The organism is Salipiger bermudensis, from assembly GCF_017309175.1.
Classification (GTDB): Bacteria; Pseudomonadota; Alphaproteobacteria; order Rhodobacterales; family Rhodobacteraceae; genus Salipiger; species Salipiger bermudensis.
Genome location: NZ_JAEKJV010000008.1, coordinates 41,900 through 56,485, shown reverse-complemented (window position 1 = coordinate 56,485; position 14,586 = coordinate 41,900). Strand labels below are relative to the sequence as shown.

At 64.7% G+C, this 14,586-nt stretch carries 14 protein-coding genes; 4 read left to right on the top strand and 10 right to left on the bottom strand.

Annotation, left to right across the window (positions count from 1 at the left end; all coding sequences use genetic code 11):
* Window positions 1–41 precede the first annotated feature (41 nt).
* On the bottom strand, window positions 42–917 hold the full coding sequence (locus JF542_RS12275; protein WP_207076054.1) for a LysR substrate-binding domain-containing protein: 876 nt from the start codon (window positions 915–917) through the stop codon (window positions 42–44).
* A gap of 99 nt (window positions 918–1,016) precedes the next feature.
* On the opposite strand from JF542_RS12275, the gene JF542_RS12270 reads away from it, so the two are divergent.
* Window positions 1,017–1,154, top strand: a complete 138-nt coding sequence (locus JF542_RS12270) for a hypothetical protein (protein WP_007793308.1) — start codon at window positions 1,017–1,019, stop codon at window positions 1,152–1,154.
* Between the two features lie 202 nt (window positions 1,155–1,356).
* On the opposite strand, the gene ccoP is transcribed toward JF542_RS12270, so the two are convergent.
* From ccoP to ccoN, 4 genes are read right to left on the bottom strand one after another with little or no spacing between them, the layout of a single operon-like run.
* Window positions 1,357–2,238, bottom strand: coding sequence for a cytochrome-c oxidase, cbb3-type subunit III (gene ccoP, locus JF542_RS12265; protein WP_007793306.1), 882 nt, complete (start codon window positions 2,236–2,238; stop codon window positions 1,357–1,359).
* 11 nt (window positions 2,239–2,249) lie between these two features.
* Entirely contained in the window at window positions 2,250–2,450 is a 201-nt protein-coding gene (locus JF542_RS12260) for a CcoQ/FixQ family Cbb3-type cytochrome c oxidase assembly chaperone (protein ID WP_007793304.1), read from the bottom strand.
* 9 nt (window positions 2,451–2,459) lie between these two features.
* Window positions 2,460–3,188, bottom strand: coding sequence for a cytochrome-c oxidase, cbb3-type subunit II (gene ccoO, locus JF542_RS12255; protein ID WP_207076053.1), 729 nt, complete (start codon window positions 3,186–3,188; stop codon window positions 2,460–2,462).
* A gap of 14 nt (window positions 3,189–3,202) precedes the next feature.
* The gene (gene ccoN / locus JF542_RS12250; RefSeq protein WP_007793301.1) at window positions 3,203–4,816 is read right to left on the bottom strand and encodes a cytochrome-c oxidase, cbb3-type subunit I; all 1,614 of its coding nucleotides are present in this window, start codon (window positions 4,814–4,816) and stop codon (window positions 3,203–3,205) included.
* Window positions 4,817–5,019: 203 nt separating this feature from the next.
* Here ccoN and JF542_RS12245 point away from each other — a divergent pair, with 203 nt between their 5' ends.
* Both JF542_RS12245 and JF542_RS12240 read left to right on the top strand, forming a co-directional pair.
* Entirely contained in the window at window positions 5,020–5,859 is an 840-nt protein-coding gene (locus JF542_RS12245) for a universal stress protein (RefSeq protein WP_207076052.1), read from the top strand.
* 160 nt (window positions 5,860–6,019) lie between these two features.
* Window positions 6,020–6,370, top strand: coding sequence for a DUF1428 domain-containing protein (locus JF542_RS12240; protein WP_207076051.1), 351 nt, complete (start codon window positions 6,020–6,022; stop codon window positions 6,368–6,370).
* Between the two features lie 9 nt (window positions 6,371–6,379).
* Here JF542_RS12240 and fnrL read toward each other — a convergent pair whose 3' ends face one another.
* Entirely contained in the window at window positions 6,380–7,126 is a 747-nt protein-coding gene (gene fnrL / locus JF542_RS12235) for a transcriptional regulator FnrL (protein ID WP_007793291.1), read from the bottom strand.
* A 106-nt stretch (window positions 7,127–7,232) separates the two neighbouring features.
* Here fnrL and hemN point away from each other — a divergent pair, with 106 nt between their 5' ends.
* Window positions 7,233–8,588 carry an oxygen-independent coproporphyrinogen III oxidase gene (hemN, locus tag JF542_RS12230; RefSeq protein ID WP_207076050.1) on the top strand — a complete coding sequence of 452 codons (1,356 nt, stop codon included), beginning with the start codon at window positions 7,233–7,235 and terminating at the stop codon, window positions 8,586–8,588.
* A gap of 54 nt (window positions 8,589–8,642) precedes the next feature.
* Here the strand turns inward: hemN and JF542_RS12225 are convergent, their stop codons facing one another.
* The 4 genes from JF542_RS12225 to JF542_RS12210 form a co-directional block, all read right to left on the bottom strand.
* Window positions 8,643–10,235: an ABC transporter ATP-binding protein gene (locus JF542_RS12225; protein ID WP_207076049.1), complete on the bottom strand. Its 1,593-nt coding sequence runs from the start codon at window positions 10,233–10,235 to the stop codon at window positions 8,643–8,645.
* Window positions 10,232–11,356: an ABC transporter permease gene (locus JF542_RS12220; protein ID WP_040545067.1), complete on the bottom strand. Its 1,125-nt coding sequence runs from the start codon at window positions 11,354–11,356 to the stop codon at window positions 10,232–10,234. Before JF542_RS12220 ends, JF542_RS12225 begins: the two co-directional genes overlap by 4 nt.
* A gap of 97 nt (window positions 11,357–11,453) precedes the next feature.
* The gene (locus tag JF542_RS12215; RefSeq protein ID WP_207076048.1) at window positions 11,454–12,539 is read right to left on the bottom strand and encodes a microcin C ABC transporter permease YejB; all 1,086 of its coding nucleotides are present in this window, start codon (window positions 12,537–12,539) and stop codon (window positions 11,454–11,456) included.
* A 7-nt stretch (window positions 12,540–12,546) separates the two neighbouring features.
* The gene (locus JF542_RS12210) at window positions 12,547–14,451 is read right to left on the bottom strand and encodes an extracellular solute-binding protein (RefSeq protein ID WP_207076047.1); all 1,905 of its coding nucleotides are present in this window, start codon (window positions 14,449–14,451) and stop codon (window positions 12,547–12,549) included.
* Window positions 14,452–14,586: the final 135 nt, after the last annotated feature.

Here is a 14,586-nt window from a genome sequence, read left to right as displayed (position 1 = left end):
GTCGCGCAAACATTGATATGCATCAATATCTACATCCCCGATTAAGCTTTGACGGCCTCCCGTCGCAGCCACGATACGAAGTGTCGCAGGGGCGGGCGGGCGACCCCGGGGCGGGTCACGAGATAATAGCCCTTCTTGCGGGTGTCCTCGAACAGCAGGCGCAGCCGCCCGGCCTGAATGTCGGGCTCGACGAAGAGCCGGGCGGTGATCGCCACGCCCTGACCCTGCCTTGCGGCCTCGATCATCATGTTGCCGGGCAGGCCGGTCATGCCGCGGCTGCGGTCCTGTTCGACGCCATGCTCGGCGAACCAGTCGGTGGCCTCGTTTGTGCCAAGCTCCTGCAGCCACGGGAACGGGCGCAGGTCTGCGGGGCTGGCGATCTCGCACTCTCCGACGAGGTCGGTGGCGGCGACCACGACGATGGGCGAGAGCACCAGAAGCGTGCTCTCGAGCCCCGGCCAGTCACCATTGCCATAGCGGATCGCCACGTCGAGCCCGCCGGGCTCGAGCGTGCGCAGCGCGGCGGAGGGGTCGATGGTCAGGCTGATCTCGGGGTGGCGGCTGCGGAACAGCGGCAGGCGAGGCATCAGCCAGACCGCGGCAAAGCCCGGCGTCGCCGAGATCTCGAGCGGGCGGTCGGCATCCCGCCCGGTCAGCTCCTGGGTGGTCTGCAGCATGGTTCCGAAGCCCTCGAGCAGCGCCTCGGCCAGCCGCTCGCCCTCGGCGCTGAGCCGCATCCGCCGCCCGTGCCGGTCGAGCAGGGGCACGCCCATGTGGGTTTCGAGGTTGCGGATCTGCTGGCTGATCGCCGCGTGGCTCACATTGAGCGCGCCGCCCGCCTCGGCGACCGAACCGCAATCGGCATAGGCGGCGAAGGCGCGCAGCGCCGAGAGAGGCGGGAGGGCAGACCAGTCCATGTCAGGTGAGCTTACATAGGTGCATTCTTCCTGACTCGCCCGAAACGCAGCAATGCGTCAAGTATGAGCGTAGGAAAACGCCAGAACAGGAGAAGCGATATGCTCGGGATCTACGCAAAATCTTTCATGACTGCCAGCCGTCTGGAGCAGGACAAGCGCCGCTGGAGCGTCAGCGAGCGCAACGAGGCCGAGAGGCTGCGCCGCACCAATGGCCGCCAGGAAGCGCGCCGCTGGTGACACAAAAAGATACATCGTTCAGTGAGGATTTCGGGGCCCGCTCTTGATCGCATCGAGGGTGGGCCCTTACTCTCAGGTATCCCTCGTACGAGTGCTGCCGTTTGGGCACAAAAAAGCGCCGGTGCCCCTGGAAACGCGCGAACAGGTGGGGCACCGGCGCTGGCCTCCGGGCCTTGCGGCCCGAAGGTTTTCTCTGGAGGGGTTATTCGCCCCCGCCGAGCCCGTGGACGTAGGTGGCCACGGCGCGGATCTCCGCTTCGCTCAGATCGGCCCCGCCCATCGCAGGCATGACGCCGTAACGGGCGTTGTAGACCGTCTCGTGCAGCGTCTCGTAATCGCCGCCATAGAGCCAGATCGCGTCGGTCAGGTTCGGCGCGCCCTGCATCCGGTCGCCGGTGCCATCCTCTGCGTGGCAGGAGGCGCAGTTGATGTCGTAGACCTCGGCACCGGCCTCGACCAGCGAGGCATCCCGGGGCTCTTCGCCCGAGAGCGTCATGACGAAGTTGACGACCTGATCGATCTCTTCACCGCTGAGCAAGTCATCCCGACCGAAAGCCGGCATCGCGGACTGGCGAAGCCACTCCTCATCCGTGTCCTCGTTCCGGATCCCCGCGGTCACCGTGTAGTGGATGTCCTCGATCGTGCCGCCCCAGAGCCAGTCGTCGTCCAGCAGGTTGGGATAACCCTTTGCACCGGCCGCACCCGACCCGTGACACTGGGCGCACCAGGTGCGGAACACCGCGGCGCCGGCGTTCTGCGCGTAGGTGTTCAGCTCGGGGTCGCCGGCGATCTCGGTCAGCTCGGCCGAGGCCAGACGCTCGTTGATCGGCGCCAGTTCGGCCTCGTGATCCTGGATCGCCTGTTCGACATTGCCGCGGGTCGACCAGCCCAGAAGGCCGGCGGTCGCGGTGCGCACGCCCGGCCAGGCCGGGTAGGCGATGGTGTAACCGACGCCCCAGACGATGCAGGCATAGAAGATCATCAGCCACCACTTCGGCAGCGGCTTGTTGTACTCCTCGATGCCGTCCCAGGAATGGCCGGTCGTCTCGTAGTCTTGGTCGTCTTTCTTGTTGTTGTCACTCATGTCCCGTCTCCTCAGTCCTGGGCGGGGTCGGCCTTATGGGGCGCGATCGGTTTGTCTTCGTTGCGGAACGGGATGTTGGCGACGTCCTCATGGGTCTTGCGGCTGCCCGGGCGCAGGGCCCAGACGATCACACCAAGGAAGAAGACGAACATCGCCAGCAGGCCCCAGCTGTCCGCGAAGTGACGCAGCGTGTTGTAAAGCTCTGGATCCATCACGCGACCTCAGCGGCTTGCATCGGGTTCGAAGGTCGAGAAATCGACCAGCGTACCGAGCATCTGAAGGTAGGCGATCAGGGCGTCGAGCTCGGAGATCCCGGGCTGGCCGTCGAAGTTGCGCACGTTGACGTCGTCGCCGTAGCGCTCGAGCAGCCCGTCATAGTCGCTGTCGGGGTTCGACTGCGCCAGGAAGTCCTGGAAGCCGGCCTCGATCATCTCTTCGGTGTAGGGCACGCCCACGAAGCGATGCGTCGACATCAGGTCCTGGATGTGCTCGCCCTCGATCAGCTTGGCTTCGAGGAAGCCGTACTTGGGCATGACCGATTCCGGCACCACCGATTGCGGATCGCGCAGGTGGTCGACGTGCCACTCGTCCGAGTAGCGGCCGCCGACGCGGGCGAGGTCGGGCCCCGTCCGCTTCGAGCCCCACTGGAACGGGTGGTCGTATTGCGACTCCGCCGCCAGAGAGTAGTGGCCGTAACGTTCGACCTCGTCGCGCATCGGGCGGATCATCTGCGAGTGGCAGACGTAGCAGCCCTCGCGGATGTAGATGTCCCGCCCGGCCAGCTCCAGCGGCGTGTAAGGCCGCATGCCCTCGACCTCCTCGATGGTGTTCTCGAGGTAGAAGAGCGGCAAGATCTGGACCAGGCCCCCGATGGTCACCACCAGGAAGGCGAAGATGGCCAGCAGGGTGACGTTCTTCTCGAGGATTCCGTGTTTGTCGAGAATGCTCATTGTCTCGGCCCTCCTTATTCGGCCGGGGTGGCGTGAGCAGCCGCAGCGCTGGCCTCGACGGCCGGTGCCCGCTTCACGGTCATCCAGAGGTTGTAGCACATGATGATCGAGCCGGTGATGTAGAGGCCACCGCCGAGGGCGCGGACAACATACATCGGGAACTTGGCGGACACGGTGTCGGCGAAGGAGTTCACCAGGAAGCCGTTGGCATCCACCTCACGCCACATCAGGCCTTCCATGATGCCGGTCACCCACATCGAGGCGGCGTAGAGCACGATGCCGATGGTGGCGAGCCAGAAGTGCCAGGACACGAGGCTGAGCGAATACAGACGCTCGCGGTTCCAGAGCTTGGGCGTCAGGAAGTAGAGCGCACCGAAGGTGATCATTCCGTTCCAGCCAAGCGCGCCGGAGTGCACGTGGCCAATGGTCCAGTCGGTGTAGTGCGACAGCGAGTTCACCGCGCGGATCGACATCATCGGGCCTTCGAAGGTGGACATGCCGTAGAAGCCGACCGAGATCACCAGCATTCGCATGATGGGGTCGGTGCGCAGCTTGTCCCAGGCGCCCGAGAGGGTCATCAGGCCGTTGATCATGCCACCCCAGGAGGGCATCCAGAGCACGATCGAGAACACCATGCCGAGGGTCGAGGCCCAGTCGGGCAGGGCGGTGTAGTGCAGGTGGTGCGGACCGGCCCAGATGTAGATGAAGATCAGCGCCCAGAAGTGCACGATCGAGAGCTTGTAGGAGAACACAGGGCGCTCGGCCTGCTTGGGCACGAAGTAATACATCATGCCGAGGAAGCCCGCAGTCAGGAAGAAGCCCACGGCGTTGTGGCCGTACCACCACTGGGTCATCGCGTCCTGCACGCCCGAGAACACCTGCACCGACTTGGAGCCCCAGATCGAGACCGGGATGCTGAGGTTGTTGAACACGTGCAGCATGGCGACGGTGATGATGAAGCTCAGGTAGAACCAGTTCGCCACGTAGATGTGGGGTTCCTTGCGCTTCACGATGGTGCCGACGAAGACCGCGAGATAGGCCAGCCAGACGATGGTCAGCCAGAGATCGACGTACCATTCGGGCTCGGCATATTCCTTCGACTGGGTGCCACCGAGCAGGTAGCCGGTCGCGGCGAGGACGATGAACAGGTTGTAGCCCCAGAACACGAACCACGCGAGGTTGCCGCCCCAGAGACGGGCGGCCGAGGTGCGCTGGACGACGTAGAAGGACGTTGCGATCAGGGCGTTGCCACCGAAGGCGAAGATCACCGCCGATGTGTGCAGCGGACGCAGCCTGCCGAAGTTCATGTAGCCCTGGGCCCAGTCGAAATTGAGCACCGGGAAGGCGAGCTGCGCGGCGATAAAGGTGCCGGCGGCAAAGCCCACCACGCCCCAGAAGGCTGTGGCGATGACGCCGTAGCGTACCACGCCGTCGAGATAGGAGGTTTCCAGCACCTTGGCGGGTACGGGTTCATCGGTTTGGCGGAGGGTCCACAGGAAAAGCCCGGCTGTCACCAGGAAGATGATGATGGCGTGGACCATGTAAGCCGCATCCCGAGCGTAGTTGGCCGCGATCAGCGAGAAGATCGCCACCACGCCAAGCAAGATGAGCTTGAGGTAATTGATCATTGTTCGTCCCTTCGTCTCTCTCCCGCACGATTCGTTGCCGCGCGGGCGGTTTTAGACTGACCGGTTAATGCGGATTTCCCTCCCGGATCACTTTGATCTGTATCAAGGCTTTCCGCCCAAGGCCTTGAGCATTGTCAAAGTGCGGTCATTCGCGCCGCCGTAGAGTGTGAGCGAGGCCACAGAACTTCCGAGGAGACGAAAAGATGGGCTACAAGACAATTCTTACCGTGGTCAGCGACGAGGCCCTGGCCCAGTCGACCGTGGACCATGCCGCCGCACTCGCCGCCGGCTGGGATGCGCATCTCGATGCATTGTGCTTTGGCGTCGACCGGACCCAGACCGGCTATTATTACGCCGGTGCCAACGCGATGATTTTGCAGGAGACGATCACCCGCGCCACCTCCGATGCCGAGAAGCTCGCGGGCGTTGTCCGCGCCGCGCTGGGCAAGAAAGAGGCGCGCTGGGCGGTCGAGGACGGCGTCGCGCAGCTTGCGGATATCGGCCGCCACGTGGCCGGTCGGGCGCGCTTTGCCGATCTCGTGGTGCTGCCCAAGCCCTATGGCAAGGAACATGGCGTCGAGCTCGAGCCGGTGACCGAGGGGGCGCTCTTCGAGGGCCAGACCCCTGTGTTGGTGGTGCCCGACACGGTCACCCCGACCGCGACGCCGTCGCGCGTCGTGATTGGCTGGAACGAGAGCAACGAGGCGCTGCGCGCGGTTCGGGCGTCGCTTCCGCTGCTGCAGAGCGCCGACAACGTGCACGTGGTGGTCATCGATCCGCCGCAGCATGGGCCGAACCGCTCGGATCCGGGCGGGGCGCTGTCGCAGTACCTCGCACGGCACGGCGTCAAGACCGAGATCGACGTGCTGTCGAAGACCATGCCGCGGGTGTCGGACGTGCTCTGCCGCCACGTGCAGGATCTTGATGCGGACATGATCGTGATGGGGGCTTATGGCCACTCGCGCTTCCGCGAAGCGATCCTCGGCGGGGCAACCCGCAACATGCTCGAACAGGCGGAGGTGCCGGTCTTCCTGGCCCATTGAGCTGGATCAGACCGCAAGACGCAGAACACGGGGCGGCGCATCATGCGCCGCCTTTCTCGTTTGCGGGCGGCGCGAAACCGCCGAGCCGGGGCACCGTAGACTTGGGCGCATGACCGGGCCGGGCTACGCTTCCCCCGATTGCAAAAGGGAGGCATCACTCATGTCCTACGTATCCGGTTTCATGGCCGCCGTTCCGATCGAGAACAAGGACGCCTATCGCGTCAGTGCAGAGAAGAGCTGGCAGCTGTTCAAGGATTACGGCGCCACCGGCATTCGTGAATGCTGGGAAGCGGATGTGCCCGACGGCGAGGTGACGTCCCTTCCGATGGCGGTGAAGCGTCAGGAGGGCGAGGCGGTGGTGTTCTCTTGGATCCTCTGGCCTGACAAGGCGACCTGCGATGCCTGCTGGGCCTCGATGGAGACAGATCCGCGCTGGGGCGAGATGATGGACATGCCGTTCGACGGCAAGCGCATGATCTTCGGCGGCTTCGAGACCCTGTTCGAAGCCTGAGACCAAGCTTCAGGCGAAGACGCCGCCATCGGCGTCGTCGCCGGCCTCTTCGAGCAGGCGGGACATGTCGGGCACGGTGACGTGGCGCTTGCCCTCGAGCTCGATGACCCCGTCCTTGCGCAGCGCCGAGATCTGCCGGCTCACGGTTTCCAGCGTCAGGCCGAGGTAATCGGCCATCGCCTCGCGGGTCAGCGGCAGGTCGAAGACGATGTTGCCATGCGCCGTGGTCATGTTGATCGAGGCATCGCGGCGGGCAATGATCGACAGCAGCGAGGCGATCTTCTCGCGCGCGGTCTTGCGCCCCAGCACCAGCATCCATTCGCGCGCGGCGTCGAGCTCGTCGAGGGTCATCTCCAGCAATCGCTGGGCGATGTGCGGGGTCTGGCGCATCAGCTCTTCGAAGGGCGACTTGCGGAAGCAGCACATCACCAGATCGGTGGTCGCAACCACGTCATAGGCGGCATTGGAGCGGCCGGGCCTGCCGACGAAATCGCTCGGCAGCAGAAGGCCCACCATCTGGGTGCGCCCGTCTTCCATCGTCTGCGTCAGGGTGGCGATGCCCGACACCACGGAGCCGACGAAATCCATCCGGTCGCCGGACCAGATAACGGTCTGGCCGGCCTCGAACTTCCGGTAGTACTTGATCTCTTCCAGGCGCTCGAGTTCATCCGACTCGCAGCGCGCACAGACGGCTCTGTGACGGATCGGGCACTCGGCGCATTCCTGCGAAACGGAGAGGCTGCGTTCGTTAAGCATAATTTTAGAACAATCCTGTCTACTGGCCCGACGGAAGATCGAAACGAATACGCGGTCTTGATCTGGGTCAAAGTTGCGCTAGTGGCTCCTTTCTAAATGTAAGCGCATGAACACTCGAACACAACTCTCGCGGTTGGGGCTCTTCGACGCGAAGGTCCCCCGGTACACGAGCTACCCCACAGCCCCGCATTTCTCGAATGCGGTCACACCGGGGCAATTTGCCTCCTGGATCGAGGCCGTGCCGGAAAACGGAACGGTATCGCTCTACCTGCATGTGCCGTTCTGTCGCAGACTTTGCTGGTTCTGCGCCTGCCGGACGCAGGGCACCGCGACGCTTGGTCCGGTGGAGACCTATGTCGAAACCCTCAAGGCCGAGCTCGACCTGCTCAAGCGGCACCTGCCGCGTGGCGTGAAGCTGTCGCGTCTGCATTGGGGCGGCGGCACGCCGACTCTGCTGTCGCCGGATCTCATGCGGGCGCTGATCGACAAGGTGCACGAGGTGGCGGAGTTCGCCGACAATGCCGAGTTCTCGGTCGAGATCGACCCCAACGAACTGGATGGCGAGCGGCTGGATGTTCTGGCCGCAGGCGGCATGAATCGCGCCTCGATCGGGGTGCAGGATTTCGACGAGGAGATCCAGCAGACCATCGGACGGCCGCAAGGCTACGACGTGACCCGCGAAGCGGTCGAGATGATCCGCGAGCGCGGCGTGCACAGCCTCAACGCCGATATCCTCTACGGCCTGCCGCACCAGACACGCTCGCGTATCACCGAAACGGTGCAGAAGCTGCTCTCCTTCGCGCCCGACCGGGTAGCCCTCTACGGCTACGCGCATGTGCCGTGGATGGCCAAGCGCCAGCAGATGATCCCCTCCGAGGCGCTGCCCACCCCGTCCGAGCGGCTCGACCTCTTCGACACCGCGCGCAGGCTCTTCGTCTGGGACGGCTATGCCGAGATCGGCATCGACCACTTCGCGGCGCCCGATGACGGGCTCGCCATCGCCCAGAAGACCGGGCGGCTGCGGCGCAATTTCCAGGGCTATACCGATGACACCTCCGAGGTGCTGATCGGGCTCGGGGCCTCGTCGATCTCAAAATTCCCGCAGGGCTACGCGCAGAACGCGCCTTCGACCGGTGTCTATACCGGGTCGATCCGCGACGGGCGCTTCGCCACCGCGAAAGGCCACGCCTTCAGCGGGGAAGACACGCTGCGGGCGCGGATGATCGAGATGCTGATGTGCGATTTCCGAATCCGCTCGGGCGAGCTGATGCGCGATTACGGCATCAGTGAGAGCGCGCTGAATGCCATGTTCAAGCGGGTGAACAATGCCTTCGAGGGGCTGCTGGAGATCACCGAAGACGGGCTTTTCGTGCCGGTCGAGGCGCGGCCCCTGACGCGGATGATCGCGCGCCATTTCGATGCCTACGACCTGTCCAAGGCCGGTCACAGCTCGGCGGTCTGATCTGATAGAGAGACGCGCCCGGCCCTTCGCGAGAGGGCCGGGCGTTTCGCGTCTCTAGCCGGCCAGCTCGAAGGCGGCGGCAAAGAGCCTGCGGGTGTAGTCGGATTTCGGGCGCTCGAAGACCTCGCGGGCCTCGCCCATCTCGACCACGTCGCCCTGCTTCATCACGATGATCTTGTGGCTCATGGCGCGCACCACCTTGAGGTCGTGCGAGATGAACAGGTAGGCGAGGTCGTACTTGCGCTGAAGCTCGCGCAGGAGGTCGACGATCTGCACCTGCACCGTCATGTCGAGCGCCGAGGTCGGCTCATCGAGCACAACCAGCCGGGGCCGCAGCACCATGGCGCGGGCGATGGCGATGCGCTGGCGCTGACCGCCGGAGAACTCGTGCGGGTAGCGGTGCTTGCTGGCCGGGTCGAGCCCCACCTCGCGCATCACCTCGTCCACCGCCTGAGAGGCAGGCTTGCCATCAGGCGAGCCGTGCACGCCCAGACCTTCTGCGATGATCTGTTCGCAGGTCATGCGTGGCGAGAGCGAGCCGAACGGGTCCTGGAACACGATCTGGATCTCGGAGCGTAGCTTGCGCAGCTGCCGGGTCGACCAGCCGCGCACGTCCTGCCCGCGATAGGTGATGCCGCCCTCGGACTGGATCAGCCGCATCATGGCGAGCGCCAGCGTGGTCTTGCCCGAGCCGCTTTCGCCGACGATGCCCACGGTCTCGCCGGCGCGCACGGTGAAGCTTGCGTCGTTCACGGCCTTCACGTGGCCCACGGTCTTCTTCAGGAAGCCCTGCTGGATCGGGAACCAGATCTTCAGATGGTCGGCGCTGGCGATCTCTTCCGATCCGGTCTCGACCGGATCGGGCAGTCCCGTGCTCTCGGCCGAGATCAGCATCCGGGTATAGGGGTGCTGCGGATTATCGAAGATATCCTTGGTGCGGCCCTGCTCGACGATCTCGCCCTGCTTCATCACGCAGACCCGGTCGGCGAAGCGGCGCACGATGTTGAGGTCGTGGGTGATGAACAGGAGGCTCATGTGCTCGGCCTCCTTGAGCTCGGCCAGAAGCTCGAGGATCTGCGCCTGGATGGTCACGTCGAGCGCCGTGGTGGGCTCATCGGCGATCAGCAGGTCGGGGCCGTTGGCCAGCGCCATGGCGATCATCACGCGCTGACGCTGCCCGCCCGAGAGCTGGTGCGGATAGGCCGAGAGCCGGCTTTCGGGATCGCGGATGCCCACCTTGTTGAGCAGGTCGATGATCCGGGCGCGCGCCTTGTCGCCGGTCAGACCCTGATGCAGGGCGATGCTCTCCGAAAGTTGCTTCTCCAGGGTGTGCAGCGGGTTCAGCGAGGTCATCGGCTCCTGAAAGATGAAGCTGATGTCGTTGCCGCGCACCTCGCGAAGAAGCTTGCCCGGCGCGCCGATCATCTCCTTGCCCTTGTAGGTGACCGAGCCCTCGACGCGGGCGGCATCGCCCAGAAGCGACACGGTCGAGAGCGCCGTGACCGACTTGCCCGAGCCCGACTCGCCCACCAGCGCGACGGTCTCGCCCTTTTGCAGGTCGAAGGAGACGCCCTTGACCGCGCGGGTCTCCTTGCCGTCCTGCCGGAAGCTGACGACGAGGTCTTTCACCTCGAGAAGCGTGCTCATGAGAAGGTCTTCCTCGGGTCGAAGGCATCGCGCACGCCTTCGAAGATGAAGACGAGCAGGGAGAGCATCAGCGCGAAGACGGTGAAGGCGGTGAAGCCCAGCCACGGAGCCTGCAGGTTCTGCTTGGCCTGCAGTGTCAGCTCGCCCAGAGACGGTGCCGAGGAGGGCAGGCCGAAGCCAAGGAAATCGAGGCTCGCGAGCGTGCTGATCGTGCCGGTCACGATGAAGGGCAGCATGGTGAGCGTGGCGACCATGGCGTTGGGCAGCATGTGGCGGAACATGATGGTGGCGTTCGACACGCCGAGCGCCTTGGCGGCGCGCACGTATTCGAGGTTGCGTGCGCGCAGGAACTCGGCCCGCACGACACCCACGAGCGCGGTCCAGCCGAACAGCACGGTGAGGATCACCAAGAGCCAGAAACTTCGGCCCAGGATCGCGAAGAGGATGATGATGACGTAGAGCGACGGAGTCGCCGACCAGATCTCGATCACGCGCTGGAAGATGAGGTCCAGCCAGCCGCCGAAATAGCCCTGCAGCGCGCCCGCGACGACGCCGATCAGAGAGGCGCTGACCGTCACGATCAGGGTGAAGAGGATCGACAGGCGGAAGCCATAGATCACCCGCGCGGCGACATCGCGCTTGGTGTCGTCGGTGCCAAGCCAGTTCTGCGCATTGGGCGGCAGGGGGGCGGCGCCGGGACGGTCGACGGGGGTGTTGAAGCTGTAGGGGATCGGCGGCCAGAGCATCCAGCCCTTGTCGAAGTCGCCCTCCAGCGTCTCGCCGGCATCCACCGCCTCGATCAGGCCTTCGGGGTCGTCGAAGCACATGTCGAGCCCGCCGGTCTTGATCAGGCACTGAACCTCGGGGTCGCGATAGACCGCCTCGGTGCGGAAATCGCCGCCAAACGCGGTCTCCGGGTAGAAGGAGAAGATCGGCATCCGGTACTCGCCGCGGTAGTTCACGAGGATCGGCTTGTCGTTGGCGATGAACTCGGCAAACAGCGACAGGGTGAAGAGGATGGTGAAGATCACCAGCGACCAGAAGGCGCGACCGTTCTTGCGGAAGTTCCGCCAGCGCCGCTGGTTCAGCGGCGACAGCGCGAAGCGGCCGGGTTTCGGCATCGGCGCCACCGGCTTGCCGGGCTCGGGGTTGGGGCGGATGCCGCCTCCGCCCTCGCGGCCGTCATCGGTACGCACGGGATCGGGCTCGTAGCTCATCTCAGCCCTCCCGCTTCTCGAAGTCGATGCGCGGATCGACCAGCACGTACATCAGGTCCGACAGGATGCCGACCACGAGGCCGATCAGGCCGAAGATGAACAGCGTGCCGAAGATCACCGGGTAATCGCGCGCCACCGCCGCCTCAAAGCCGAGACGGCCCAGCCCGTCGAGCGAGAAGATCGTCTCAATGATCAGGCTGCCCGAGAAGAACACGCCGATGAACACCGCCGGGAAGCCGGCGATGACGATCAGCATGGCGTTGCGGAAGACGTGGCCATAGAGCACCCGGCGCTCGGTCAGGCCCTTGGCGCGGGCGGTCATCACGTAGTGTTTCTTGATCTCGTCGAGAAAGCTGTTCTTGGTCAGCAGCGTCAGCGTGGCGAAGGCGGCAATGGTCGAGGCGATCACCGGCAGCGCGATGTGCCAGAAATAGTCGGCGATCTTCGCGGGCCAACTCAGCATTTCCCAGTTGTCCGACGTGAGGCCGCGAAGCGGGAAGATCTGCCAGTAGGAGCCACCGGCGAAGAGCACCAGCAGCAGGATCGCGAAAAGGAAGCCGGGAATGGCATAGGCCACGATGATCACGCCCGAGGTCCAGGTGTCGAAGGTGCCGCCATCCTGAACCGCCTTCTTGATGCCGAGCGGGATCGAGATGGCGTAGGCGATCAGCGTCGACCACAGGCCAAGTGAGATCGACACCGGCATCTTCTCGAGCACCAGATCGATGACGCTGATCGAGCGGAAGTAGCTCTCGCCGAAATCGAGCCGCATGTAGTTCCACAGCATGTTGAAGAAACGCTCGACAGGCGGCTTGTCGAAGCCGAACTCGCGCTCGAGCTCCTCGATGAAATCGGGCGGCAGGCCGCGGGCGCCGGCATATTCGTCGCTTCCGCCGCCGCTGCCGGAGGCGACCTCGCCGCCACCGCCGGCAAAACCCTCAAACACGTCGCCCTGGCCTTGCACCTGGGCGATGATCTGTTCGATCGGGCCGCCGGGCACGAACTGCACCAGCGTGAAATTGATGACCATGATGCCCAGCAACGTGGGGATGATCAGCAGCAGTCGTCTTAGGATATAGGCGCCCATGGCCGGCTTACAGTGCTCCTGCGGCGCGCAGCTCGGCGGCCTTGTCTTCGTCCCACCACCACAGCGACATCACGCCGAGTCCGTAGGCGGGCGGGGTGTCCTCGTAGGGGCGGCTATAGGCATCGAGATAGGCGATGTTGTGCACGCCCTTGTACCACTGTGGCACCCAGATGTGCATCGCCCGGAGCACCCGGTCGAGCGCATGAACCGCGGTGGTCAGCGCCTCGCGGCTCTCGGCATCGGCGATGGCGCGGATCAGCGTGTCGACGCCCTCGTTCTTCAGCCCCGCGATGTTCGACGAGCCGGGCACGTCGGCGGTTTCCGAGCCGAAGACCGAGCGCAGCTCGTCGCCCGGCGTCTGGCTCATGGCGAAGCGCTGGGTGACGATGTCGTACTCGAAGTTCTTTTGGCGCTCCTGCGCTTCGGCGGCATCAACCCGGTTGGCGCGGGCCTCGATGCCGAGGCGTTTGAGGTTCTCGATATAGGGGTTGATGATGCGCTCGAAGGAGGGGCTGTCATTGAGCACCTCGATGGTCAGGCGCTCGCCATCCTTGTAGCGGAAGCCATCATCGCCCACTTCCCACCCGGCCTCGTTCAGCAGCCGACCGGCCTGCCGCAGGGTGCGGCGGTCGGCGAGCTCGGTCGAGCTCGAGGTGGCCGGGGTGAAGGCCTCGTCGGTGAACACCGTCTCGGGGATGTGCTCGCGGATCGGCTCGAGCAGTTCCAGCTCGGCCTCGGACGGCATGCCGGTGGCCTGCAGGGTCTGGGAGTTTTCCCAGAAGCTGTCGGTGCGGTCATAAAGGCCGTAGAACAGGCTCTCGTTCGCCCATTCGAAGTTGAACGCCATGCCGATCGCTTCGCGCAGGCGAGGATCCTGGAACTTCTCGCGGCGCAGGTTGAACCAGAAGCCCTGGGTGCCGGCGGGGCGGCCGTCGGGCAGGGTCTCGACTTCGATGGTGCCCTCCTCGATGGCCGGGAAGTTGTAACCGGTGGCCCAGATCCGCGACTGGTACTCCTCGCGGTAGGTATAGGCACCGCCCTTGAAGGCCTCGAAGGCAGTTGTGTAATCGGCGAAATACTCGACGCGGAGGATGTCGAAATTGTTCTGGCCCACGTTCACGGGCAGATCCTTGGCCCAGTAGTCGTCGCGCAGCTTGTAGGCGACCGAGCGGCCGGGATCGACCGACAGCAGCTCGTAGGCGCCCGAGCCCATCGGCGGCTCGAGGCTGCTCTCGGCGAAGTCGCGATCCTCGTAATAGGCCTTGGAGAAGATCGGCAGGCCGCCCGCGGTCATCAGCAGCTCGCGCAGCGGGCCCTCGGGATCGAAGGTGAACTTCACCGTGTGCTCGTCGAGCGCCTCGGCTTTCTCGATGTCGTTGAACTGCACGCGGAAGCTCGGCAAGCCCTTCTCGACGAGGATGTTGAACGAGAACACCACGTCTTCGGCGGTGACCGGCGTGCCGTCGCGGAACGTGGCCTCGGGGCGCATGTGGAAAATGATCCACTCGCGGCTCTCGGGGTATTCGACGCTCTCGGCGACGAGGCCGTACATGCTGTCGGGCTCGTCCAGCGTGCCGGTGAGCAGGCTGTCGTAGAACGCCGTCGACATGGCGGCGGCGTTGCCCTTGAGGATGTAGGGGGTGAGGCTGTCGAAGGTGCCGAACGCCCAAGTCGACATCTCGCCGCCCTTGGGGGCCTCCGGGTTCACGTAGTCGAAATGCGCGAAACCTTCGGGATATTTCAGCTCGCCGAAGGACGAGACGCCGTGCGAGGTGATGATGGTCTCGCCATCCTGCGTGCCGTCCTGGGCCAAGGCGCCCGGGGCCGAAAGCGCAAGGCTGAGAGCGAATAGCGCTGATCCGAGGGACAGGGCAGGTCGGGCGGTGGCGGCGCGCGTCATCGTTCGGATCATCTGGGCTCCCCTTGCTGGCGGCTTCTTCCGTGCCGGTTGATGTAAGCTAAGGGTGCGCGGCGACCACATTCAAGCGGTGTTTGCTAGAGTTTGCGTGAACGACGCGCGATTTCGCCGTGTCGCGGCGGCGCTGTG

Coding starts and splice junctions, on each gene's coding strand:
- JF542_RS12275 (WP_207076054.1), bottom strand. CDS start 917: ATGGACTGGTCTGCCCTCCCGCCTCTCTCGGCGCTGCGCGCCTTCGCC.
- JF542_RS12270 (WP_007793308.1), top strand. CDS start 1,017: ATGCTCGGGATCTACGCAAAATCTTTCATGACTGCCAGCCGTCTGGAG.
- ccoP (WP_007793306.1), bottom strand. CDS start 2,238: ATGAGTGACAACAACAAGAAAGACGACCAAGACTACGAGACGACCGGC.
- JF542_RS12260 (WP_007793304.1), bottom strand. CDS start 2,450: ATGGATCCAGAGCTTTACAACACGCTGCGTCACTTCGCGGACAGCTGG.
- ccoO (WP_207076053.1), bottom strand. CDS start 3,188: ATGAGCATTCTCGACAAACACGGAATCCTCGAGAAGAACGTCACCCTG.
- ccoN (WP_007793301.1), bottom strand. CDS start 4,816: ATGATCAATTACCTCAAGCTCATCTTGCTTGGCGTGGTGGCGATCTTC.
- JF542_RS12245 (WP_207076052.1), top strand. CDS start 5,020: ATGGGCTACAAGACAATTCTTACCGTGGTCAGCGACGAGGCCCTGGCC.
- JF542_RS12240 (WP_207076051.1), top strand. CDS start 6,020: ATGTCCTACGTATCCGGTTTCATGGCCGCCGTTCCGATCGAGAACAAG.
- fnrL (WP_007793291.1), bottom strand. CDS start 7,126: ATGCTTAACGAACGCAGCCTCTCCGTTTCGCAGGAATGCGCCGAGTGC.
- hemN (WP_207076050.1), top strand. CDS start 7,233: ATGAACACTCGAACACAACTCTCGCGGTTGGGGCTCTTCGACGCGAAG.
- JF542_RS12225 (WP_207076049.1), bottom strand. CDS start 10,235: ATGAGCACGCTTCTCGAGGTGAAAGACCTCGTCGTCAGCTTCCGGCAG.
- JF542_RS12220 (WP_040545067.1), bottom strand. CDS start 11,356: ATGCCGAAACCCGGCCGCTTCGCGCTGTCGCCGCTGAACCAGCGGCGC.
- JF542_RS12215 (WP_207076048.1), bottom strand. CDS start 12,539: ATGGGCGCCTATATCCTAAGACGACTGCTGCTGATCATCCCCACGTTG.
- JF542_RS12210 (WP_207076047.1), bottom strand. CDS start 14,451: ATGATCCGAACGATGACGCGCGCCGCCACCGCCCGACCTGCCCTGTCC.